This window comes from Streptomyces sp. NPDC059788, assembly GCF_042732265.1.
Classification (GTDB): Bacteria; Actinomycetota; Actinomycetes; order Streptomycetales; family Streptomycetaceae; genus Streptomyces.
In genome coordinates this window covers 85,014-108,521 of the sequence record NZ_JBHWHY010000004.1, presented here as the reverse complement: position 1 = coordinate 108,521, position 23,508 = coordinate 85,014, and the positions used below count along the sequence as shown (strand labels likewise).

Genomic DNA, 23,508 nt, shown 5'->3' with positions numbered 1-23,508 from the left:
GGGGCCGGGCCGTCCGTCAGCCGCGCGGCGGCAGCCGGTGCAGTCGTACGTCGGTGAGACGGGCCGACGCGGCGGTCGCCGTCATGTACGTGCAGTACGGCTGGCGTCTGCGGTCGGTCGGTGAGCCGGGGTTGAGCAGGCGCAGGCGGCCGTCCTCCGTGCTGGTGTCCCACGGGATATGACTGTGGCCGAAGACGAGGACGTCGAGGTCGGGGTAGCGCTCGGCGCAGCGGCGTTCGCGGCCCTGCTTCCCGCCGGTCTCGTGGACCACGCCCCAGCGCAGGCCGCCGAGTTCGGCGTACGCCACTTCCGGGAGCCGGGCGCGCAGGTCCGGGCCGTCGTTGTTGCCGTACACGCCGAGGAGGCGGCGGGAGCGTTCCTCCAGCAGGTCCAGGGTGGCGGTGTCCACCCAGTCGCCGGCGTGCACGACCACGTCGGCTCGCGCCACCTGCTCCAGCAGCTCCGGCGGCAGGGACTTGGCGCGTTTGGGCAGGTGGGTGTCGGACATCAGCAGCAGACGCACGGGGTGACCGTATCCCGCTTACCGACGGTTCTCACAGACAGTCGCGCGGCAGCGTCTCGTTCCAGGTGCGGGAGAAGACGCGGCGGCCGTTCTCGTAGCCGTCCAGGGTGGCGTCGACGAAGAACTCCTTCTCGCTGCAACGCAGTTTCTGGTGGGTGACCACCCGTACGTCCCAGTCGCCGCGCCGGAAGCGCATGGTCCAGCAGGTCTCACCCTCGGCGGAGGTGAAGTCGTCGGCGACGGTCCCGTACCGCTCGTAGGCGCGCCGGCCGACCTCCATGCCGGTCTCCTCCAGGCGCATCAGCCCCCGGTCCTTGATGATCTCCAGCTCGGAGTGGTAGCCGACCAGGTCGCGCTTGACCTCCCAGCGCTCCTCCGGCGGCGTCAGCCGGGTGACGGTGAGCGGCCGGGTCCCCTCCGGCTCGCCGAACGGGCGCGGGGGCAGCCGGTCCGGCTCCCCGCCGGGCCGTACCGGCAGGGTCAGGGTGCTGGTCCCCTCGTGCACGCTGAGCATGGCGGGCCGGGGCGACGGCCAGACCAGCGGCCAGTACGAGGTGGACAGCGACAGCCGGATGCGGTGGCCGGGCGGGAAGGCCTGGGCGACGCCGTTGAGCTGGATGGTGGCCCGGTAGCGCTGACCGGGCTCCAGGGGCTGCGGCTCGCCGATCCGCTCGTGGTGGGCGAGGTTGAGCACTCCGTAGGTGACGCGGGTGGCCCGGCCGTCGGGGGCCACGTCGGTGAGGCGGGCGGCGACCATGGCGACCGGCTCGCTGACCGACAGGTCCAGTTCGACGGTGGGCGAGCCGAGGATCTCCACGCGGTCGGTGAGCCGGTCGCTGTCGAAGACCAGCGACCCGCCGTCCTCCTCGCGCTGGTCGTACGGCAGGTCAGGGGGCGCGTTGTAGGAGGCCCACTTGCCGGCGAACTGGCCGACGGACAGCGGCGACTGCACGGTCAGCACGCCGCAGCCCCGGTCACCGCACTCCTCGCCGTCGGCGCCGATGCGGTGCCGGAAGAGCGGGCGGGAGACGGAGCGGATGCGCGGCGAGGGCCAGTCGGGCTCGCCGACCCAGCGGCCGGGCCGGGTCTCGTAGGACGTGGACGGCGGCACGCTGTCCTGCATCCAGGCGCTGAGCATGGGCCCGTCCATGACGCCGTTGTCGATGCCTTTGAGCCAGTGGTCCCACCAGCGCACGACTTCCTGGAGGTAGCCGATGGCGGGGCCGGGTTCGCCCAGATGGGGGAACTTGTGCGACCAGGGGCCGATCAGGCCCTTGCGCGGTACGTCGAGGCCGGCCAGCAGCCGCGTCACGGCGTTGGAGTAGCCGTCGGCCCAGCCGCTGGAGGCGAGGACCGGGCAGCGTACGGAGCTGTAGTCCTCGCAGACCGAGGCGTGCCGCCAGTAGTCGTCGCGGCGCTGGTGGCGCAGCCACTGCAAGGCCCACGGCTCGGTGTTCTCCAGCCGTTCGTGCCACATCCCGCGCCAGCGGCCGCCCACCACGGCCGGGTCGGGCGGGCAGGTGCCGTAGGCGAACATGGTGCCCGCCTCGGCCAGGTTGTCGGACAGCAGCGCGCCGCCGATGTAGTGCATGTCGTCGGCGTACCGGTCGTCGGTGAAGGACGCGATGACGATGGCGCGCAGGCTCGGGGGCTGCCGGGCGGCGGCCTGGAGGGCGGCGAAGGCGCCCCAGGAGAGGCCCATCATGCCGGTGGTGCCGTCGCACCAGGGCTGTTCGGCCAGCCAGGCGAGGACGTCCTCCGCGTCCGCCTGCTCCTGTTCGAGGTACTCGTCCTTGAGGACGCCCTCCGATTCGCCGGTGCCGCGCAGGTCGACGCGGACGCAGGCGTAGCCGTGGCCGGCGATGTAGGGGTGGTGCAGGGAGTCGCGTACGGCGGTCAGGTCCCCCTTGCGGTACGGGATGTACTCCAGCACCGCCGGCACCGGTTCCTCGTGGGACGCCGTGGGGCGCCAGATGCGGGCCGACAGGCGGGTGCCGTCGGAGACGGGGATGGTGACGTGGTCCTCCGCCGTCGTCGCGCAGGGCAGATTGCTGACGAAACGCATGGGCGCCCTTCTCCTTGCTGTTCGTGCGGATGAGCTGCGGACCGGCGCGCCGGGGGCAGTCGGGCCGGGCGGTCCGCCGCTCCCGGCTCAGCCGTCCCGGCCGGCGGGCTCGGCCCGCTCACAGGCCAGGTGCAGGGCCGCCACACAGTGGTCGTACTTCTCGCGCAGTTCCTCCTCACTGTCGCCCCCGGTGAAGACATGGGCCAGTTCGAAGCTGTAGCTGTCCTGCTCGTCCATGTCCGACAGGTGCTGGCCCGGCCGGGGCTTCACGTGGATGCGCGTGCCGGGGAGCCGGGCCTCGATGCGCTCGATCTCCTCCTGGGAGGGCATCCGGCACGCGACGCCGTCGGTGAACCACCGGTAGTACCACTTGGCGGCCGTCCGGTAGCGGCCCTCGCGGTACGGCATGGCCGGGTCCTCGCCCAGGGCGAGGCGCAGCATGGCGTGGTGGTTGGGCGCGCCGTCCACGTACTGGAACAGTTCGGCGTGCGACTGGGAGTGCCGGGGGTTGACCTCCAGCACGTTGACCGCGTCGGTGTGCGGATCGTAGAAGTACTCGATGCTGAAGGTCGCCTCCTGCATCCCGATCTGCCGCATGACGCGGGCGGAGACGTCGCGCAGCCGGTGCAGCACGGGGCGGGGGAGCGTCGAGGGGTACTGGTGGCGCAGGAAGGACGAGCAGCCGGGGTAGTCGATGGAGTCCAGTACGCCGTAGACCGTCACCTCGCCGTCGTGGACGTAGCCCTCGACCGCGACCTGGATGCCGGACAGCGTCTCCTCCGCCAGGCACACCTGTCCGCCGACGCCGTCCATCTCCGGCGGCAGGTCGAGGCGGTCCAGGATGTACTGGAAGGGTTCGCCGACGCGGCGGATGCCCCGGCGGATCTCGGCGACGGCCACCTGGAACTGGTCCTCGTCCGCGACCCCGAAGGCCAGTTCCGAGGAGTACGCGAGGGCGGGCTTGAGCCACATGGGGAAGCCGACGCCGTCGGGCGGGCGCGGGGTGCCCGTGTGGAGGTCGACGCGGCCGAAGCGCGGATGGCTGTCGACGGCCTTCTCCTGCTCCAGGCGGCTCCAGTACTTGTGCTCGCACTTGACGACCGACTCCAGACCGGGGCTGCGCGTGCCGTAGCGCTCGCTCAGGATCGGTACGAGGGTGCTCACCGGGAAGTCCCAGTAGCCGACGATCGCGTCGACACGGCCGTCGAAGGAGTCCAGTACGTGCTGCGCCTTGTCCAGGAGGCGGGGCACGGACACCTCGCCGCACTGGAGTTCCCCGAGGGTGAGCAGCCGGTGGAAGCGGTACCGGTCCGCGTCGGGCACGTCGTGCAACGCGGGCAGGTTGGCCGCCTCCAGGCCGAGTACGAAGATGTTCTTGACGCTCACCGGGCCCTCCTAGGGCGTTCCGTCCGGCGGGCCGTGGGTAACCGCGGCAGGGTCCCGCGACAGAGGCATTTGTGAGCATAAGTGATACCAGAGGCGGTCGCAGCGTCACTTAACGTGACGTTTTTCCTGGCGCAGGCGAGGCACCCGGTTCCGGGCAAGCCCCTGACCGAGGGAGTCCCATGAACGCCGCCCTGTCCCGGAACTGGAAACACGCCGTGGTGACCGGCGGCGCGGGTTTCGTCGGTTCCCACCTGTGCACCGCGCTGCTGGCGCAGGGCACGTCCGTCACCTGCGTCGACGACCTGAGCACCGGAACGCCGCAGAACATCGCCCCGCTGCGCGGGATGCCCGGGTTCAGGTTCGTGGAGGCCGATGTCACCGAGCCGTTCGAGGTCCGGCGCGACGTGGACCTCGTCCTGCACTTCGCCTCCCCCGCCGCCCCCGCCGACTACCTGCGGCTGCCCCTGCACACGCTGGACACCGGGGGCCTCGGCACCCGCAACGCGCTCGCGGTGGCACGGACGCACGGGGCGCGGTTCGTCCTCGCGTCGGCCGCCGGGGTCTACGGCCACCCGCAGCAGCACCCGCAGAGCGAGACCTGCTGGGGCCACGTCAACCCGGTCGGGCCCCGGAGCATGTACGACGAGGCGAAGCGCTTCGGCGAGGCGATGACCACCGCCGAGGCGGGCACCCACGGCACCGACACGGGCATCGTGCGGCTGTTCAACACCTACGGGCCGCGGATGCGGAGCCACGACGGCCGCGCGGTGCCGACCTTCGTCCGGCAGGCGCTGGCCGGGGAGCCGGTCACCGTCACCGGGGACGGGCTCCAGACCCGCTCCCTGTGCCACGTGGACGACACCGTACGGGGCGTCCTCGCGGCGGCCGCCTCCGACTTGCGGGTACCGGTGAATCTGGGCAGCCCGGTCGAGATCACCATGCTCGAACTCGCCCGGCTGATCGTCGAACTGACCGGCTCCCCCTCCCAGGTCAGGTTCGTCGAACGGCCCCCGGACGACCCCGCGGTCCGCTGCCCCGACATCACGATCGCCCGCGGGAAGCTGCAGTGGGAGCCCGAAGTGGCGCTGCGGGACGGCCTGGCGCGTACTGTCGGGTGGTTCCGCACGCGGCTCTGATGCCGCGTCGGCCGCCGCCGCCCGGACGGCCGCACAGCACGACGCCGGCCGTCGCGCCCCGTGGGGGCGAGCGCGACGGCCGGCGGCCGGAGCCGAACGGGCGGTGGGGTTACTCGCCGACCTTCAGCAGCTTGTTGGGCGTGCCCTCGCTCGCGTTCTTGATCTTGTCGGGCGTGGCGGCGTCGGTCAGGCCCTTGGCGACCGCGTCCGGCTTGGCGTCCTTGTGGGCGCCCAGGTAGACCGCGGCGGCGCCCGCGACGTGCGGGGTGGCCATGGACGTACCGGAGATGGTCTTGGTGCCCTCGTCGCTGTCGTTCCAGTCCGAGGTGATGTCCGAACCCGGCGCGTAGAGGTCCACGGAGCTGCCGAAGTTGGAGAAGTCGGACTGCTCGTCGGTGTTGGTGCTGGAGGCGACCGTGATGGCCTCCTTCACCCGCGCCGGGGAGCCCTGGCCCGCGTCGGTGGACTCGTTGCCCGCCGCCACGGCGAAGGTGACGCCGGAGGCGACCGCCTTCTGGACCGCCGCGTCCAGCGCCTCGTCGGCGCCGCCGCCCAGCGACATGTTCGCCACCGACGGGCCCTTGTGGTTCTTGGTCACCCAGTCGATGCCGGCGACGACCTGCTCGGTCGAGCCGGAGCCCTGGTCGTCCAGCACGCGGACGGCCACGATCTTGGCCTTCTTGGCGACGCCGTGCGCCTTGCCGCCGATGGTGCCGGCGACGTGGGTGCCGTGGCCGTTGCCGTCGGTGGCGTCGTTGTCGCCGTCGACCGCGTCGAAGCCGGAGGACGCGCGGCCCTCGAAGTCCTTGTGCGAGGTGCGGACACCGGTGTCGATGACGTACGCGGTGACGCCCTCACCCGCGCTGTCCGGGTAGGTGTACTTCTTGTCGCCCTGGGTGTCGGTCTGGTCGATGCGGTCCAGGCCCCACGACGGCGGGTTGTCCTGGGTGGCGTCGATGTGGAACTTCTTGTTCTGCACGACCTTGTCGACGGCCGGGTCCGCGGCCAGGCGGCGGGCCTCGTCGGCGCTGAGGCCGGTGGCGGCGAAGCCGTTCAGCGCGGCGGAGTAGCTGCGCTTGACCTGGCCGCCGTACTTGCCGGCCAGGTCCTTGTTCTGCGTGGCCTGGACCCCGGCGCTGCGGACCGAGTTCTTCAGCATGACGATGTAGCTGCCGCTGACGGCGCCCTTGGCCTCGGCGCCGTAGACCTTGCCCTCGGCGGGGGCCGCGCCCGCGGTGACCGCGGTGACCGTGGCGATACCGGTCGCGGCGACCACGGCGGTTATCGCGGTGACGAGCCGCTTCTTGCTGGAACGCTTGTGAGCGTGAGCCATTCGAGGGTTCTCCTCGTTCGGGGTGTGGGGGGAAAGCGTTGCGCAACAGCCCGGACGGACAAGAAGATCTCCGCCGGGCTGGTTCGAAACCCTGTCGGATTGACGGGGCCAATTCAAGGCCGACCGGGCGTTGTGAGATAGGCAACAACCTTGCGTAATTGCAAAGGGTCGCAGAAGGGGTCAAAAACGCACCACGGTCGGCCGGCGACGGGTCAACTCCGTTTACGTTCCCGCAACATGGCGCAGGTGGGACACGATGCGGGCCACATGGTTACCCGTGGTACGGAGGGCCCGTTCCGAAAGGCGGGACGACCGGCCACCGTTGGGAAGAAGCCGAAAACCGACTCCACCACCAACTTCTTCACACGTCAACAATCCCCGGCCCGCATGCGCCCCAATCGCCGGCCGGACAACCGGCGGGGGTGGCGCCCCCCCCGCGGCCCCACCCCCGGACGAACTCCCTATATACGCACCGCATTTCCTCCGGCACACCGGGCGACGAACCGGCGGCGATTCCGCACAGTTCTCGCCCCCCTTATTGGGAATGCGCCGATATTCCGTTACAGAACGCCCCGCACGGACCGGGCCAGTTCGGCCTCGACGAGGTCCGCGGCGCGTTTCGCACCGCCTTCCCCCGCCACTTCCCGCCGAATCCGTTCCGAGGCGGCGCCGACCTCCGGGTCGTCCACCAGGGCCAGCACGGCCTCGCGCAGGACGCGCGCCGTGGCCTCCTCCTTGGGGACGTGCCGGGCGACACCGAGCCGCTGGAGGGAGTCGGCGTTCATGAACTGGTCCACGGCCTGCGGTACGCACACCATCGGCACCCCGCTGGCCAGCCCCTCCTGGCTGCCGCCCATCCCCGCGTGGGTGATGAAGGCGTCCGCCTGCCGCAGCACGGCGAGCTGCGGCACCCAGTGGTGCACCTCGAAGTTGTCCGGCACCTCGCCTATTTCGGACACCTCCACATGCTTGCCGATCTGCAGCACCACATACCAGCCCGGCAGATCGCCGAACGCCTCGACACACTCGCGGTAGAAGCCGGGCTCCCTGGTGAAGGCGGAGCCGAGGGAGACCAGCAGCACCTTGGTGTCCGCGGCGAGGCCGTCCGGCCGGCGCCAGCCACCCTGATGGGCACGGTCGCCCTGGCAGGCGCCGACGAAGGTGAACCGGGTGGCGTCCACGCGGTCGGCGTTCGGCTGCATGGCGCGCGGGATCAGGGCGATACCACGGGCGGGCTCGGCCGCGAACCGGTCCGGGTCGGTGATGCCGGACATGCCGTGCTCGTCGAGCCAGGCCCCGAAGCGCGCGTAGTACGCCCGGCCGCGCTCGGAGGCGAGCAACTGGGCGCGCATCGGCTCGACCACCTCGGCGTCGCTCCCCTGCCAGGCCACCGCGTGCGGGGCCAGCTGGATCGCCGGGACGCCCCAGCGGTGGGCGAGGACCGGCGCCGGGTAGGACGTGCTGTCGTGCAGCACGAGGTCCGGCTCGTCGCCCTCGTACAACTCGGCGAGCTGCGGCAGCGCCTGGACGGCGTCGTCGAGGAACGGTACGAGGTGGTCGATCAGCTCGGTGGCCCAGCCCTCCGGCTCATCACCGGTGGGCAGCGTCGAGTTCCACGGCCTGGGCTCGGCGCCCGTCGTGGCGACGAGGTCGGCGAAGGCCGGGGGAATGGCGTAGGTGACGCGGTGGCCGCGGGCGACGAGTTCCCGTAAGACCTCCAGGCTCGGATTGACGTGCCCATGGGCGGCGATGCTGAACATCGCGATGTGGGCGGGCCGGTGGGCGGGTGCGGGTACGGAGGCGTTCATGGTCCGGACAATAGACGATACGTCTCGTACAGCTGATTCGCGTGGGGACGCCGAGAGCGGGGAGCCGGGCGCGCTGCTCGCCCACCCGCCCGCGCCCCTCAGCGCTGGTAGCGGGCCAGCACCAGATTCCCGTCGTGGACGAGGCGCTTGCGCAGCCCGTCCATGCCGATGGCGCCGCTGTAGTACTCCTGGAAGCCCGGCGTCGCGATCTTGTCCTTCCACTCCGGGTAGCCACGCACCGACTGCGCGGGCGCGGACCGCAACGTGCCGGCCAGCGCCGTGCCCGTCGCCCAGCCGTGCCGGTCCGCGTGCAGTTCCGGGGCTTTCAGCGCCTCCTGTCCCGTCGGCAGCATCCAGTCCCCCAGGGCCAGCCGCACCATGTTGGGCGGCCGCAGCAGGAAGTCGACGAAGGCCATCGCCTCCTCCTTGCGCGGGCAGTCCTGCGCGATGGACAGCGTCTGCGGGCTGACGCCCTGGTCCGCGCCGCCGGCGCCCCGGGGCGCGGGCAGCACCGTCCACTCGAAGTCCTTCGGCGCCTGCTGCGCGATCTGCTGCCGGTAGGAGAAGCCGAGCGGCAGGATCGCGTACCGGCCGGCGAAGAAGCCGGGGAGCGTGTCGGCGCCGCCCATGCCGAGGGTCGTACGGGCCGCGCTGCGGGCGACATTGACCTGGTCGTGGACGGCGCGCGGCACCACCTGGTCGGCGGCGTCGAACCGTACCTCCACCCTGCCGTCCGGGCGCCGCCGGAAGATCCGGCCACCGGTGGACAGGGCGAGGTTGAGCGTGACGGAGACCGGTTCCTTCAGCGGCCAGGCGACGCCGTATTCGCCGCCGCCCGTCAGCTCCTTCGCCACCTCGCCGAACTCCTCCCACGTCCACGGCTCCCGCGCGGTCGGCACCCGCACCCCGGACCGCCGCAGCTTGACCTGGTCGGCGATCAGGACGCGCGGCTCCTGGAGGAAGGGGACGCCGTACACCCGGCCGCCGAACGTCCCCGACTCCCAGCTGCGCCCCGGGATGTCGTCCTTGAGGCGCCGCGGGATCAGGCCGGTCAGGTCGGCGAGATAGCCGCCGTACGCGAAGTCCGCGAGGTCGTCGGCGGCGTCGTGGATGATGTCGGGCGCCTCGCCGCCCTCGAAGGAGGTGAGCAGCTGGTCGTGGACGGTGGGCCAGGCCCCTTGGACGTACTGGACCCGAATGTCCGGATGCTGTCGGTTCCACTCCGCGACCAGCTGCCTGTTGGCGTCCACGGACTCCTTCTGCCAGGCCAGCGACTGGAAGCGGAGCACACCGCGGCGCCCGCCGTCCTCCCGCCGGGCGCCGCCGTCCGAGCAGCCGGGCAGCAGGGCGGCGGCGGGCACTGCCGCCGCGGCGGCGAGCAGGGTACGGCGCCGGGGGCCGCCGCGGGCAGCGGTCATCAGCTCTTCACCGCCCCGGCCAGCATGCCGCCGGTGATACGGCGCTGGATGACGGCGAAGAGCACCAGGCTGGGCAGCGTGGCGAGCAGGGCCGCCGCGGCGAGCGGGCCGAGGTCGGCGACGCCCTCGGCCCCGAGGAAGTGGGTCAGGACGACCGGCATGGTCTGCTTCTCCGGCGACTTGAGCAGGACGAGCGCGAAGAAGAACTCGTTCCATGCGGTGATGAAGGCGAACAGGCCCGTGGCGACGAGGCCGGGGGCCAGCAGCGGCCCGGTGACCGAGACCAGGATGCGCAGCCGGCCCGCGCCGTCCACCGCCGCCGCCTCCTCCAGCTCCCGCGGCACGGCCCGTACGTAACCGGTCAGCATCCACAGCGCGAACGGCAGCGACCACACCACGTACACCAGGGCCAGCCCGGTCCGGGAGTCGATCAGGTGCAGGCTCTTCAGGACCAGGAACAGCGGGATGATCAGCAGGACCAGCGGGAACGCCTGGCTGACCACGACCCAGCCGGTCGCCGCCCGCGCGAGGCGGGTGCGGCGGCGCGCGAGGACGTACGCCAGCGGCGTCGCCAGGACCACCGCGACCAGCGCCGAGACCGCGGCGGCGAGCAGGCTGTTGGCGGCGGCCTGGAGCAGCGGCTGCTCGTCGAAGGCCGAACGGAAGTTGTCCAGCGTCGGCGCCCGGGGAATCCAGGTGGGGTGGATGCTGCCCAGTTCGCGCGGCGGCTTGAAGGCGGTGGAGACCAGCCAGAGGAAGGGGAACGCGAGGAAGACCAGGTAGCAGAGCAGGGCCAGGTACTGGCCGGCCCGGCCGACGGTGCGGCGGGTGGCCGGGCGGACCGGCGGGCGGGGGGTACGGGCGGTGCCCTGGGGGGCGTCCTGGGCGGTGGCGTCTTGGGCGGTGGCGTCTTGGGCGGTGGCGCGGCCGGTGGCCGGGCGGCCTTTGGCGGACGGGGAGTCGTGGGTCACTGGTCCTCCTCCCCCCGCAGTCGCCGGGAGAGGTAGACGGCCAGCAGGATCGCGATGACGGCGACCATCGCCAGCCCCATCGCGGCGGCGTATCCGAACTGCCCGTACCGGAACGCCTCCTCGTACGCGAACAGCATCGGCAGCCGGGTACGGCCGCCGGGACCGCCGTCGGTCAGCACGAAGACCAGCGCGAAGGAGTTGAAGTTCCAGATGAAGTTGAGCGCGGAGACGGCCAGGGCGACCGGTTTGATCGCGGGCCAGGTGACCGTACGGAACCGGCGCCAGGCACCGGCGCCGTCCATCGCGGCGGCCTCGTGCAGTTCACGCGGGACGTTCTGGAGTCCGGCGAGGAGGGTGACGGTGGTCTGCGGCATGCCCGCCCAGACACCGACGACGATCACGGCGAGCAGGGCGGTGGCCGTGCCGCTCAGCCAGTCCCGGCCCTCGTCCGGGCCGAGTCCGAGGCTGCGCAGCGTCTCGTTCAGGACACCCGCGTCCGGGTGGTAGACCAGCCGCCACATGATTCCCACGACGACCTCGGGCATCGCCCACGGAATGATCGCCAGCGCGCGGGCCGGCCAGCGCAGCCGCAGGTCCTGGCTGAGCAGCAGCGCCAGCCCGAGGGCGAGGAAGAACTGCGGGACCGTGACGCCGAGCGCCCACACCAGACCGACCCGGAACGAGTCCCAGAAGAGGGTGTCCCGGAGCAGGTCGGAGAAGTTGAGCAGGCCGGTCCACCGGGTGGCCTGCGTACGGCCCGACTGGGCGTCGGTGAACGCCAGCCCGATGCCGTACAGCAGCGGCCCCACGCTCAGCACCAGGATCGGCACCAGTGCGGGCAGCACCAGGAACCATGTCCCGTGGCCGCGGCCGAACACCGGCCGGGGCCCGGCAGGCACCGGTCCGGCACCGCGCGGCGCCGCCGGGGGCCGCGGCCTTCCGGGCGGGCGGGACAGTCCCGCCCACCTCCTCCTGCCCTCTTCCGCCCCCTCTGCCCCTTTTACGCCTCTCGCGCCGCCCGTGCCATCCGTCTCTTCCGTTTTTCTCGTGCCTTCCATCGCCTTCGTCTTCGGGCGCCCTCGCCCCCGTCCGGGACCACCTCGACCCAACGCGACTCCCCCGCATCTGTGCACCCCGGACGGCACCGCCGACCGCGAACGTTTCCACCCAGGACGGCTGCGACCACCACGAACGGGCCGCGCGTCCCCGGGCGGAACGGGCAGGCGGCCGCCGTCATCGTCGTGACGGCGGTCGGCGCAGTCAAGCACCCCGCCGCCCGGGACCCGGCCGGACCGTGCCCGAACCCCACCGGGCCGCGCGGGAGTCCCGTCGGCCCCAACCGCCCCACCGGCCCCGGCTCCGTCCGGATCTCCCCGTCCCGGCGCCGCGGGGACCTGCGAGACTGGTGCCGATCACGCACCGCAGGAGGCGCCCCCATGACCGCACCGAGCACCACTCCGTTCACGGAGGCGCACGCCCGGGACGTCCTGGCCGCGGCCGGCCTGCCCGACGCGGCCGCCGACGCCCGGCTGCTGTCGCTCGGCGAGAACGCGGTCTTCGCCACCGGCGGCAACGGCCCGGTCGTACGGGTCGGGCGCAGCGCCGAACTGCTGGAGCGCGCCGAGCGGGAACTGGGCGTCGCCGTCTGGCTGGCGGATCAGGGCGTGCCGGCCGTGCGCGCGGCTGAGCCGACGGCCCGTCTGGTGAACGGGCACCCGGTCACGGTCTGGGAGCGGCTGCCCGACCCCGTACGCCCCGCCGAACCGGCCGACCTGGCCGCCTTGCTGCGTCTGGTGCACGCCCTGCCCGAACCGCCGTTCGCCCTGCCGCGGCGTGAGCTGCTGGGCGGCGTGGAGCGCTGGCTGCGGCTGGCCGGCGACGCGGTCTCGGCGCGGGACGCCGAGTATCTGCGGGGCCGCCGCGACGCGTTCGCCGCTGCCGCCACCGCGCTGGAACCGCATCTGCCGCGCGGCCCCGTCCACGGTGACGCGCTGACCCGTAATGTCCATGTGGGCCCCGACGGCCCGGTGCTCGTCGACCTCGAAACGTTCTCCTCCGATCTGCGGGAACACGATCTCGTCGTGATGGCGCTCAGCCGCGACCGCTACGGCCTGTCCGCCGCGGCGTACGACACGTTCGTACGGATCTACGGCTGGGACGTACGCGACTGGGAGGGCTGTGCGGTGCTGCGCGGCTCCCGGGAGACGGCCAGCTGCGCCTGGGTGTCGCAGCACGCCCCCGGCAACCCCGCCGCCCTCAAGGAATTCCGCCGCCGCATCGCCTCCCTGCGCGAGGGCGACACCACCGTGCGCTGGTACCCCTTCTGACGCCGCCGCGCGCGGCCCGGGACGCTGCCGCGCGCTGTCCCGCGCACTCCCGCGCGGGGCTCCGGACGCCTGCGCGCGGTCCTACGCGGTGCCGCGCGCGGCCGGTGTCTGTCCCGGCAGCTCCGGCGCCGGGTCCTCTCGGGGCTCCCGCGTCCGCTGATACGGAATGAGCGGCCAGGCCGCCTCGACTATCGCCGCCGGGTCACCGGAGCGGCGCAGATACTGCTGGAACGAGGCGGCCTGCTCGGCTGCCGCCTTCTCCTGGAGCGCGTGCAGCGCGGCGAGCTCCGTCCCGGCCACCGTCGGATACCGCTCGCCGATCCGCCGCGCCACCCCGGCGGCCGCCACCGCGTCGGCGCCCGCCTCGTGCGCGGCATCCAGCGGTACGCCGTAATGCCGGCAGAGGGCCTGGAGGGTCCGCTTGCCCTTGCGGTAGCGGTCCACGTGCTTGTCCAGCACCAGCGGGTCGACGACCGGGCCGGGCTGCCGGCCGAGCCGCCCGGCGAGCGTCGGCAGGCCGTACCTGCGGCACTCGCGGTCGAGGAGGGAGAGGTCGTACCGCGCGTTCATCACCACGAGCGGGAGGCCCGCTTCCAGCGCGGCGGCGAGCGCCGCGGTGATCTGCTCGATACCGGCCGCGGCGGGCCGGCCGTGCGCCCGGACATGCGCGGTCGTCATGCCGTGTATGGCCGCCGCCTCCTCGGGGACGGGCACGCCGGGGTCGAGCAGCCACGTCTGCCGCAGGGCCTCCCCGCCGTCCGCCTCCAGCCTTATCAGCGCGGCGGTGATGATGCGGTCCTGCTCGACGTCCGTGCCGGTCGTCTCCAAGTCGAAGCTGACGAGCAGCTCCTGATGCCAGCCCATGACGGCCTCCTTCGGTGTTGCTTCCCCCGTGTTCCCCTACTCTCCCACGCGACACTGACAACGCCCCGTCCCCCGCCCGCCCTTCGCCGGCCCCGCCTCGCGCCGATGCCCCGGCCCACCGCCCAGGCCTCCCCGCCGAGCCACCTCAACCGGCCTCGGCCACCGCCCCCACCAGCACCGCAGCGGTCATGGCGCCGCCGGCTCCGAGAGCCGTGGCGAACGCGTCGTCCCCCAGGCCTTCGCGCGCCCGCGCCGTGATCCGGTCCACGTCCCGGCGTTCGGCGGGCGGCAGGGGCGTGCCGCCGGACGCGCGGATCGCCGTCGCGCAGCCGAGCAGGTGTGCGGCGCGGGCGAAGCGGCCGGCGGCGGCCTCCGCTCCGGCCAGGCCTTCCAGGGCGAGCGCCACCGCGCGCGGATCGCCGGTGGCGCGCGCCGCCTCGTAGCCGTCCAGGTGGAGACGGCGGGCCGTCGCCGCGTCGCCCCGCAGTTCGGCGGTGAAGCCCAGCTCGGCCAGGATCAGGGCCGTACCGGGATCGCCGTCGCGGCTGCGGCACCACTCCAGCCAGCGCGCGTGGTGCCGTTCGGCGTCGTCGAGACGGCCCGCGCGCCGGGCGCCGATGCCCAGCCCGGTCTCGGCGAACATCTCACCGCGCCGGTGCGACTGCTCGGCGGCCAGCCGCAGCCCCCGCTCGTGGTGCTCGCGCGCCGCTTCCAGGTCGCCGGTCAGCAGGGCGATGCGGCCGAGACCGGAGTGCCGGTAGGACGCCTGTATCCACAGGCCCAGTTCCTCGGCTCCGCGCAGCCCGTCCCGGTGCAGCCGGGCGGCGCTCTCGTAGTCGCCGCCGATCTCGGCCAGCGTCCCGAGCACCTCGGCCGCCTGCAACTGGCCCCACCGGTCGCCCAGGTCCCGGAAGAGCGCGGCGCTCTCCTCGGCGTCGCGACGGCGTGCGGCCCGGTCGGGTACGGCGTCGGAGGCCACGTACTGTGCCTGGGCGCGACCGGCCAGCACGGCCGCCGTGCCCCACCGGTCGCCGAGTGCCCGGAAGTCTGCCAGCGCGCGGGCCAGCCGCTCGTGGGCGACCGCCGGATCGCCCAGGCCGACCTGCGCGAACGTCAGGAACCACCGGGCCCAGGCGTGCCCCGCCGGGTCGGCGGTGGCAAGCCCCGGTGTGGAGGACGAGGTGTCCGTCGTGCCGTACTGCTTCAGTACGGCGTCGGCGCGCGCCACCGGGTCGGTGTCGCTGCCTGCCAGCGAGGCCATGCCGACCTGCCAGACCATGGCCCGCAGCCGCAGCGCGTCAGGCACGGGAACGCCTCCTGCCCCGGCGTCCAGCGCCATGGCCAGCGCGCGCCCAGCCTCGCCGAGCCGGCCGCGCAGGAACCAGTACCACGCAAGGGCGTTGACCAGCCGCAGCGCGCGCTCCGCCGCGCCCTCCTGGACCGCGGAGTCCAGTGCCGCGCGCAGGTTCGCGGTCTCCGCGTCGAGCCGCGCCAGCCACTCGCGCTGCCCCGCCCCGTACAGGAACGGCTCGGCGCGCTCGGCCAGCGACGTGTGGTGGACGCTGTGCCGCCGCCGCACCGCCTCCCGCTCCCCCGCCTCGTGGAGCCGTTCGAGGCAGTACGCGGCCACCGACTCCAGCAGGCGGTACCGCGGACCGTACGGGCCCTCGGCGACGGCTACCAGGGAACGGTCCACCAGCCGCGCCAGCAGGGCCGCCACCTCCCCGGACCGTACGCCGTCGCCCGCGCACACCTCCTCGGCCGCCCGGAGCGTGCAGCCGTCGGCGTGCACGGCGAGCCGTCGCAGGACCACCTGCTCGGCGGCGGTCAGCAGCTCCCAGCTCCAGTCGATCATCGCGCGCAGTGTCTGCTGGCGCGGCGGCGCGCCCCGCCGCCCAGCGCCCAGCAGCCGGAACCGGTCGTCCAGCCGGGCGCTCAGCTCCCGTACGCCCAGGGCCCGTACACGCGTCGCGGCGAGTTCCAGCGCGAGCGGGATGCCGTCGAGTCGGCGGCAGACGTCCGCGACGGCCGTCGCGTTGTGCTCGTCCAGCGCGAACCCGGGAGCCGTGGCCGCGGCGCGCGCCACGAACAGTTCGACGGCGTCGGGCTGTTCCAGGGGCGGCACCGGCCACACCCGCTCCCCGGCCAGCCCCAGCAGCTCCTGGCTCGTGGCCAGCACCCGCAGCCCGGGAGCGGCCGCGAGCAGGTCCGCCGCGACCTCGGCGACCGCGTCGACGACGTGTTCGCAGTTGTCCAGCACCAGCAGCAGCCGCTTGCCGCGCACCGCACCGGCCAGGCGCTCACCGGCGGACCCGGACGCCGCGCCTTCCCGTACGCCCAGCACCGCGAGGACCGCCTCGGCGACCGTGCACACCGCCGCACGGTCCCTCTCCGCGGTGGCCGGGCGGCCCAGCGCGGCCAGCTCCACCAGCAGGACGCCGTCCGGAAAATGGCCGTCGTCACCGGTGAAGCCGTGCGCGGCCGCCAGGGCCAGCCGGGTCTTGCCCACCCCGCCCGGCCCGGTGAGCGTCACCAGCCGGTCCGCTTCCAGAAGCGCACGGACCCGGCGTACCGCCGTGCCGCGGCCGACCAGTTCGGTGAGGGCGGCGGGCAGGTTCGTACGGGCGGGAGCGTCGGACGGCGTCGACGGGCCGCGCGGAACGGACGCCGTACGGGTGCGAAGCGCAGACTCCGTACGGGTACGAGGCGTCGGCTCCGTATGGGTACGTGGAACGGCCTCCGTACGAATACGGGGTCTCGACAACCCCCGATCCTGCCGCAATATCGCCTGCTGGAGGGCGGCCAGCTCCGGCGAAGGGTCGATGCCCAGTTCCTCCGCCAGCCGTTCGCGCAGCGCGCCGTACGCGGCCAGGGCCTCGCTCTGCCGTCCCGCGCCGTACAGGGCCCGCAGGTGCAGCGCGCACAACCGTTCCCGCAGCGGGTGGCGGGCCACCAGCTCCGCCAGTTCGCCGGCCAGCGGGCCGTGGTCGCCCAGTTCCAGCCGGGCCGCGGCCCGTTCCTCCAGGGCGGTCAGCCGCTGCTCCTCCAGCCGGCCGGCCGCGGCCCGCGCGAAGGGCGCGTCCTCGAATCCGGCGAAGGCCGGGCCGCGCCACAGCCCGAGTGCCTCGGTGAGCAGCGCGGCCCGCTCCTCCGGGTCCGCGACGTCGTGCGCGCGGGCCGTCAGGGCGGTGAAGCGGTCCGCGTCCACCGCGTCGTCGGCGGCGTCCAGCTGATAGCCCGGCGGGCGGGCGGCGACCATCGACCGACCGCCCGGCCCGGCGTTCTCCAGTGCGCGGCGCAGTTGGGAGACCTTGGCCTGGAGGGCGCCGGTGGGGTTGGCGGGGAGCCGCGCCTCCCACAGGCCGTCGATGAGCCGGCCGGAGGCGACGGGCCGACCCCGGTGCGCGAGCAGCGCGGCCAGCAGGGCACGCACCTTCAGTTCAGGTACCCGTACGGACCGTCCGTCCGCCGCCCGCACTTCCACCGGCCCGAGTACGCCGAATCGCATGGCGCAACGGTACCGGGCCACCCGTCGGCACCCGCCGCCACCAGCGCACCTTCGACTCCGGCCGCGGACGTGACTGCGGCTGCGGCTGCCGTGTCTGCTACGCCTGTGCCATGGACGACACCGAACCCCGCCCCCCGACGGAAGCCCGCCTCGCGCACGTCCTCGAAGCCCTCACCGCCCGTGAGCCGCTCTTCCACCGCCCCGAGTTCGGCACCACCCGGGCCGACTTCGAGCGGATGACGGTGCCGGACTTCTGGGAGGTGGGCGCGTCCGGCCGGTGCTACGGCCGGGCGTATGTCCTCGACGTCCTGGAGGAACGATTCCGCGACCCGGTGGCCGAGGAATGGGAGACATCCGGCTTCCACTGCCGCGAGCTGGCCGCCGACGTGTACCTGCTGACGTACACCCTGGTCCTGGACGGCCGGACGACGCGGCGCGCCACCGTCTGGCAGCGGGACGCGGCGGGCGGGTGGCAGGTCGCCTACCACCAGGGAACCGTCGTGGCGGAACCCGCCGGACCGGAGACGGCCGCGGGCTGACGCCGCCCGGCACGGCCCGCACCCGGCTCGCCAGGTGCCGGCGCGGCCCACACCCCGCCTCGCCCGATGCCGGCGCAGCCCACGCCCCGCCTCGCCAGGTGCTTCCGTACGGGACAGCGGGCGCCGCTCCCGCTCATGCCTGCATACCACCGTCGACCGGGAGCACCGCCCCGGTCACATAGGAGGCGCGGTCGCTCAGGAGCCAGGCGGCGGCCTGGGCGATCTCGTCCGGGCTGGCCGCACGGCGCAGCGGGGTGTGCGCGTTGAGCCGGTCGACGACGCCGGGTGAGCGGTCGCTCCACGCGCGCATCATCTCGGTCATGGTGGTGCCGGGAGCGATGGCGTTGACGCGGATGCGCTCCGGGCCGTAGGTGATGGCGGCCGATTCGGTGAGGCTGTTGAGCGCCCGCTTCGTCGCGCCGTAGGCGGGCAGCTCGGGGTTGCCCGCCAGGCTGCCGACGGACGAGTTGTTGACGATGGCCCCCGTTCCCGCGGTGGCCCGGATGGCGGCGACCTCGGCGGACATGGCCAGCCATGGGCCTTTGAGGTTCACGGCGCAGAGGTGGTCGAAGTCCGCCTCGGGCATCTGGTCCATGGGGCCCGGCGGCGTGCTGGTCGCGCCGTTGTTGAAGGCGATGTCGAGCCGGCCGTACAGGTCGACGGCGCGGGCGACGGCCGCCCGGACGCTCTCCCCGTCGGCCAGGTCGCACACCGCGTACCCGGCGGTGCCGCCGGCCGCCCGTATCTCGTCGGTCACCGCCTTGAGCTGGTCCTCCGTACGCGCCGCGAGCAGCACGCGGGCGCCCTCCCGGGCGAACAGCCGCGCCGCGGCGGCGCCGATGCCCCGCCCGGCACCCGTGACGACGGCGGCCTTGCCGGCCAGCAGGCCCGCGGCGGGGCGGGAGGGGGTGGTGGTCTGTGCGTTGTTCATGGCGGCAAGCCTGCGTCCGGCCGCGCGGCCGAGCCAGGCACCAGCGGTACCTGGCTCGGGCCCGCGGCGCCCACGCACACTGGAGGGATGGACAGACGAGAGCTGGCCGGCTTCCTGCGCAGCAGGCGCGAGCGCCTCACCCCCGCCGCCGTGGGCCTGCCCGCCGGGCCGCGCCGCCGTACCCCGGGGCTGCGCCGCGAGGAGGTGGCGCAGCTGGCGTTCATCTCGACCGAGTACTACACGCGGCTGGAGCAGGCCCGTGGCCCTCGCCCGTCGCGCGAGGTACTCGCCGGCCTGGCCCGGGCCCTGCGCCTGCCGGACGCCGAGCGCGAGCACCTGCACCATCTCGCGGGCGCCCCGCCCGGCCCGCCGTCCGGTCCCTCGCGCGAGGTGCGGCAGAGCATCCTCGACCTGCTGCGGCGGCTGCCGCACACGGCGGCGATCGTGCTCTCCGCGACGTACGAGGTGATCGCCTGGAACGAGCTGGCCGCCGCCCTCCTGGAGGATTTTTCCGCCGTGCCGCGGAGCGAGCGCAACCTCGTGCGCCGTGCCTTCCTCGCGCCGCGGACGCGGGAGCGGCTGCTGTACGACCCGTTCGACGCGGAGGCGTTCGCCCGCGCCGCGGCCCGGCGCCTGCGCGCCGCCGCCGCCCGCTATCCCGACGACCCCGAGGTGACCGGGCTGGTGGACGACCTCCTCTCGGGCAGTGCGGAATTCGCCCGGCTGTGGGCCGCCCACGAGGTACGCGCCGAGCCGACCCTGCGCAAGACCGTCAACCACCCGCTGATCGGCCCCATCACCGTCAACTGCGACCTTCTCGACATCACCGACCGGGACCAGCAAGTGGTCGTCTACACGGTCGAGCCCGGCTCCCCCGAGGAGGAGGCGCTACGGCTGCTGTCAGCGACCGGCGCGCGGCGCGTGGACGTACCCGGCTGAGACCGGGCCCGGCGCCCCTCTCAGGACACCGGCCGCGAATCCGCCCACACGTTCTCGAACTCCTCCCGGTACGTCTCGAAAAGGCCGTGGTCGTCGTCCCGGTCCGCCTCCTGGCGCAGCACCTCGCGGCCGCCGCCGCGCAGGACGAGGACCGGTGACTCCATGCCCCGGCTGCGCCGCAGGTACGTCTGGACGACGGCCACGCCGTCCGGGCCGTCCCCGTCCACCAGGTAGGCGGTGAAGCGCGGCGTCTCGTCGAAGACCTGGATCTCGAAGGCGCCGGGGTCGCGCAGCCGGGCCCGTACCCGCCGCATGTGCAGGATGTTCATCTCGATGGACCGGCTCATCTCGCCCTTCTTGAGTCCCAGTTCCCGTTCGCGGCGGCGGACCGCGCTGCTGGCCGGGTTGAGGAAGAGCAGCCGGACGCGGCAGCCGGACTCCGCGAGGCGGACCATGCGGCGGCCGGAGTAGTTCTGCACGAGGAGGTTGAGGCCGATGCCGATGGCGTCCAGGCGGCGGGCGCCGCCGAAGAGGTCCTCGGCGGGCAGCTGCCGCTGGAGGCGCACCCGGTCGGTGTGGACGCCGACGACGTCCGCGTACCGGTCGCCGACCAGGTCCTCCACGGCGTCGATGGGCAGCCGTCCCGCGGTACGGGTGCCGATACCGGAGCCGAGTATGTCCAGCAGCCGGGCCGAGGCCCTCTCCGCCTGGGCGAGGACGGTGCCGGTCAGGGCGCGGTTGCGGGAGACGATGTTGCGGGCCACCTCCAGTTCGTCGAGGGCCAGCTCCACCTCCCGCCGGTCGTCGAAGTAGGGCTCGAAGCAGGGCCAGTGCTGCACCATCAGCTCGCGCAGCTGCGGGAGGGTCAGGAAGCTGAGGATGTTGTCGTCCGCCGGGTCGAGCAGATAGCCCTTGCGGCGGCTGACCTCGCGGACCGCGACGGCCCGCTGGACCCACTCCTGTCCGGTGGGGCCGGCGGCGGCGATGACCCACTCGTCGCCGTGCACCGGCTCGTAGACGGGGCACAGCACGGCCGCCACGACGGCGCGCAGCCGCTGTTCGACGAGGTTCAGCCAGATGTAGGCGCGCCCGGCCCGCCGGGCGCGCGTGCGCACCTCGCTCCAGGCCTCGGCGCCCCAGTCCAGCTCCGCGCCGATCTCCATCGGCCGGGCCAGGGACACCGCCCCGGGCGGGGCGTCGACGGAGCCGCCCTCGTGTCCCTCATGACTGTCCTGGCCGTCTTGGCCGTCGTCACCAGGGGGCAACTCCAGCCCGCCCGAGCTCACCTGCGCACCGCCTTCCGAACCCCCGTGCCAACGATCAAGGCAGACTACTGCGGGTCCGGGAGGCGGTGCAGCAGGATGGATCGAGTCCCCTGCCAACTCCCCTTATTCGACGTGACCGTTGTGCCCGGAAAGCTCGGGCGGAGTGAGCGGATTCATAGCGGTGACGTCCCGCGGGGCGAGCTGGAAGCCCTGCCAGTGGACGGGCATGGGCTCCTGGTCCTCGTCACGGGCGATGTGGTGGTAGCCGATGTTGACCCACGCGATGGGGTGGCGGAGCTGTTGTCCGTTGACCCACCTGTCCACACTGCTGCCCGCGCCCGATCCGCAGTTCATCAGGTTGTTGCTGGCGAACTGCTCGCACTTGTTGTACTCGGTGAAGTACACGTCGTGCCGGGTGAAGGCCCGTCCGGGGTACTTGCTGGAACGACCGGGGACGATCTCGTACGACCGCGGATGACCGTCCTTGTTCTTGCCGACGTTGCTGACCACCCGCCACCACCGCATCGGTCCGGCGTCCCCCGCCAGTTCCTTGGTGACCGGCGTGCGGGTCGTCTTCGTCCGCGGGGTCTGTCCGCCGCTCTGCGGGGTGGTCGTCGAGTCGAACTGCTCGATCCGGTTGGCCGACGAGCCGTCCAGGCCGAAGTTCAGGCGCCAGAAGACGTTGTGGCTGTGGCTGGTGGCGTAGCTCTTGGCGCCCTTGCCGATCGGCCAGCCGCGGCCGTCGCCCGCGTCGTAGTCGACGGGCGACAGCGTGCCGGTGGCGCCGACCTGCATGTTCATCGTGCCGTCCGCCGAGAAGCGCCACTCGACGATGTATTCGTACCACCCGGTCTTGTTGACCGTGTAGACGAGCAGATCCTTGCCCTGGATCTGCTGGATCTTGGTGGTCTCGCCCGGGTAGCGGCCCAGCCGGTAGGCGTGGCCGCGGGCGCGGGTGGTGACGCACAGGCCGTTGACGTTCGCGTGTTCCGGATCCCAGGCGTCCGGCACCTTGACCGATTTGATGGTGCCGCCGGGACACTCGCCCGGGTCCAGCGTCTGCAGCCCCTGGGCGAAGCTCTGCCCGGTCAGGTCGTCGTACTCGTTGCCCCCGTCGTCGTACGGGACGTGGATCTGCGCCAGTTTCGCGGTGGTCAGCACCTGGATCGGGCGGGGCTCGCTCCTGGGCTGGTAGGAGACGTTGTCCAGGACCAGCCCGGCGTTCGTCTCGTAGTGCCAGCACATGCGCCAAGTGGTGCCGCCTTCGAGGGTCTGCGTGATGCTGTACGGGGTACTGCACCCTGCGGCGGTGGGCGCGGGCGGGGGCGCGGCCTGGGCGGCCGGCCCGGTCATCAGAGCCGCCGTACCGAGCAGCAGCGGCGCGGCGAGCAGTGCGGCGCGGCGGACACGGGCACGGTGGGTACGGACGTGGGTACGGACAGGGACACGGGTACGGCCGTGGTCGACGCGGGCGCGGCGGAAGGGTCTTTCGTGCATGGAAACGCTCCTGTACGACAGTGATACGGAAGCTGCGCGGTACGTGGGTGGTGCGGCGTGCGCGGGTGCGGCCGGGTGCGCGGGCGGGCCCGCCCGTCCCGGCGGTTCAGTCCAGCCGCCCGACCGTGCGCGCGCTCAGATCGACCACATAGCTGCGGGTGTCGATCCACTGGCCGTTGCGCACCTTCGTGAAGAGGCGGACGCAGCGGTGCTGCCCGCAGGCGCGCAGCCGTTCCGGAGCCGGTCCCTCCGCCGTCCCCCGGTAGACGAAGCCCGCGACGGTCAGCTGGCCGGGCCCGGTCAGCTTCCTGCCGGTGGCGTGTTCGTAGTCCGCCCGCAGCCCGGCCCCCTCCGGCGCGGCGATCAGCAGGCCGGCGGCCGTCTCGCTCTCGGCCCGGTTGGGCGGCGGCTGCACCCCGTGCCTGCTGTCCGTCTTCTCCACCTTTCCGGTCGTGAGGTTGACGGTCTTGGTCACGTACGCGTCGGACCGGTAGTCGTAGAACGACACGTTCGCCCGGCGCGGCGGGTCGGCGCGGCCGGTCTCGTCCGGGCCCAGCTCGGCCAGATCGGTGGTCAGCCGCTCCGGTCCCGCCTTGCCCCGGACGTTCTCGGTCGCGCCGCGGAACGTACGGGGCGCGGCGAGTTCCTGGGCGCGGGCGACCTCGTCGTCCGTGAGCGGGTCCCGGCCGACGCCCTCGCGCTCCTGCGCGGGGGCGCGCTCCACCACGCCCGGCCGTATCTGCTGCGCCTGGCCCGTTTGCGCCTGCGGCCCCTCGTCCGCCGCGGCCCGGCTCCCCCCGCCAGCCGCCCCCGCTTCCCCCGGCAGGGTCATCGCGGCCATCGCGGCGGTACCCGCCAGCGCCACGGCCGCGCCCGCCACCAGCTTGCCCAGGTGGCGGTGCATCATGTTGCGCACTGTTCCCCCCTGCTGCCTCATGGTGCTCGGCACACATCGGTCGCCCTGTACGACGATCAGACTTCGCCGTGGGTTGCCCGCC

Annotated in this window: 18 protein-coding genes; 4 read left to right on the top strand and 14 right to left on the bottom strand. The window is 73.2% G+C overall.

Annotated features, from left to right (window positions below; translation table 11 throughout):
• Positions 1–16: 16 nt before the first annotated feature.
• From ACFV57_RS05035 to ACFV57_RS05025, 3 genes are all read right to left on the bottom strand, one after another.
• Positions 17–523 carry a metallophosphoesterase family protein gene (locus ACFV57_RS05035; protein ID WP_385225802.1) on the bottom strand — a complete coding sequence of 169 codons (507 nt, stop codon included), beginning with the start codon at positions 521–523 and terminating at the stop codon, positions 17–19.
• Between the two features lie 31 nt (positions 524–554).
• Entirely contained in the window at positions 555–2,588 is a 2,034-nt protein-coding gene (locus ACFV57_RS05030) for a CocE/NonD family hydrolase (protein ID WP_385225800.1), read from the bottom strand.
• A gap of 87 nt (positions 2,589–2,675) precedes the next feature.
• The gene (locus ACFV57_RS05025) at positions 2,676–3,974 is read right to left on the bottom strand and encodes an ATP-grasp domain-containing protein (protein WP_385225798.1); all 1,299 of its coding nucleotides are present in this window, start codon (positions 3,972–3,974) and stop codon (positions 2,676–2,678) included.
• Positions 3,975–4,153: 179 nt separating this feature from the next.
• Between ACFV57_RS05025 and ACFV57_RS05020 the strand changes: the two genes are divergently transcribed.
• On the top strand, positions 4,154–5,110 hold the full coding sequence (locus ACFV57_RS05020; protein WP_385225796.1) for an NAD-dependent epimerase/dehydratase family protein: 957 nt from the start codon (positions 4,154–4,156) through the stop codon (positions 5,108–5,110).
• Positions 5,111–5,219: 109 nt separating this feature from the next.
• Here ACFV57_RS05020 and ACFV57_RS05015 read toward each other — a convergent pair whose 3' ends face one another.
• From ACFV57_RS05015 to ACFV57_RS04995, 5 genes are all read right to left on the bottom strand, one after another.
• Positions 5,220–6,443, bottom strand: a complete 1,224-nt coding sequence (locus ACFV57_RS05015; protein WP_385225794.1) for a S8 family peptidase — start codon at positions 6,441–6,443, stop codon at positions 5,220–5,222.
• A gap of 560 nt (positions 6,444–7,003) precedes the next feature.
• Complete coding sequence (locus tag ACFV57_RS05010; protein WP_385225792.1) at positions 7,004–8,251, bottom strand: macrolide family glycosyltransferase; 1,248 nt, start codon at positions 8,249–8,251, stop codon at positions 7,004–7,006.
• Positions 8,252–8,349: 98 nt separating this feature from the next.
• The gene (locus ACFV57_RS05005; protein ID WP_385225790.1) at positions 8,350–9,669 is read right to left on the bottom strand and encodes an ABC transporter substrate-binding protein; all 1,320 of its coding nucleotides are present in this window, start codon (positions 9,667–9,669) and stop codon (positions 8,350–8,352) included.
• On the bottom strand, positions 9,669–10,466 hold the full coding sequence (locus ACFV57_RS05000; protein WP_385226106.1) for a carbohydrate ABC transporter permease: 798 nt from the start codon (positions 10,464–10,466) through the stop codon (positions 9,669–9,671). The genes ACFV57_RS05005 and ACFV57_RS05000 overlap by 1 nt, the downstream gene beginning before the upstream one ends.
• Before the next feature lie 170 nt (positions 10,467–10,636).
• Positions 10,637–11,698 carry a carbohydrate ABC transporter permease gene (locus ACFV57_RS04995; RefSeq protein WP_385225788.1) on the bottom strand — a complete coding sequence of 354 codons (1,062 nt, stop codon included), beginning with the start codon at positions 11,696–11,698 and terminating at the stop codon, positions 10,637–10,639.
• Positions 11,699–12,076: 378 nt separating this feature from the next.
• On the opposite strand from ACFV57_RS04995, the gene ACFV57_RS04990 reads away from it, so the two are divergent.
• Entirely contained in the window at positions 12,077–12,967 is an 891-nt protein-coding gene (locus tag ACFV57_RS04990) for an aminoglycoside phosphotransferase family protein (protein WP_385225786.1), read from the top strand.
• An 81-nt stretch (positions 12,968–13,048) separates the two neighbouring features.
• Here ACFV57_RS04990 and ACFV57_RS04985 read toward each other — a convergent pair whose 3' ends face one another.
• Complete coding sequence (locus tag ACFV57_RS04985) at positions 13,049–13,831, bottom strand: exonuclease domain-containing protein (protein WP_385225784.1); 783 nt, start codon at positions 13,829–13,831, stop codon at positions 13,049–13,051.
• 145 nt (positions 13,832–13,976) lie between these two features.
• A complete protein-coding gene (locus ACFV57_RS04980) occupies positions 13,977–17,339 on the bottom strand; it encodes a BTAD domain-containing putative transcriptional regulator (RefSeq protein ID WP_385225782.1) in 3,363 nt (1,120 codons plus the stop codon).
• 110 nt (positions 17,340–17,449) lie between these two features.
• Between ACFV57_RS04980 and ACFV57_RS04975 the strand changes: the two genes are divergently transcribed.
• A complete protein-coding gene (locus tag ACFV57_RS04975; RefSeq protein WP_385225780.1) occupies positions 17,450–17,878 on the top strand; it encodes a DUF4440 domain-containing protein in 429 nt (142 codons plus the stop codon).
• A 133-nt stretch (positions 17,879–18,011) separates the two neighbouring features.
• Here the strand turns inward: ACFV57_RS04975 and ACFV57_RS04970 are convergent, their stop codons facing one another.
• The gene (locus ACFV57_RS04970) at positions 18,012–18,809 is read right to left on the bottom strand and encodes an SDR family NAD(P)-dependent oxidoreductase (RefSeq protein ID WP_385225778.1); all 798 of its coding nucleotides are present in this window, start codon (positions 18,807–18,809) and stop codon (positions 18,012–18,014) included.
• A gap of 87 nt (positions 18,810–18,896) precedes the next feature.
• Between ACFV57_RS04970 and ACFV57_RS04965 the strand changes: the two genes are divergently transcribed.
• A complete protein-coding gene (locus ACFV57_RS04965; RefSeq protein ID WP_385225776.1) occupies positions 18,897–19,748 on the top strand; it encodes a helix-turn-helix transcriptional regulator in 852 nt (283 codons plus the stop codon).
• A gap of 20 nt (positions 19,749–19,768) precedes the next feature.
• On the opposite strand, the gene ACFV57_RS04960 is transcribed toward ACFV57_RS04965, so the two are convergent.
• From ACFV57_RS04960 to ACFV57_RS04950, 3 genes are all read right to left on the bottom strand, one after another.
• Positions 19,769–21,034 (bottom strand): SAV2148 family HEPN domain-containing protein, encoded by a 1,266-nt coding sequence (locus ACFV57_RS04960; protein ID WP_385225774.1) that lies wholly within the window; start codon positions 21,032–21,034, stop codon positions 19,769–19,771.
• Positions 21,035–21,136: 102 nt separating this feature from the next.
• Entirely contained in the window at positions 21,137–22,258 is a 1,122-nt protein-coding gene (locus tag ACFV57_RS04955) for a copper amine oxidase (RefSeq protein ID WP_385226104.1), read from the bottom strand.
• 358 nt (positions 22,259–22,616) lie between these two features.
• On the bottom strand, positions 22,617–23,417 hold the full coding sequence (locus ACFV57_RS04950) for a Tat pathway signal sequence domain protein (protein WP_385225772.1): 801 nt from the start codon (positions 23,415–23,417) through the stop codon (positions 22,617–22,619).
• Positions 23,418–23,508: the final 91 nt, after the last annotated feature.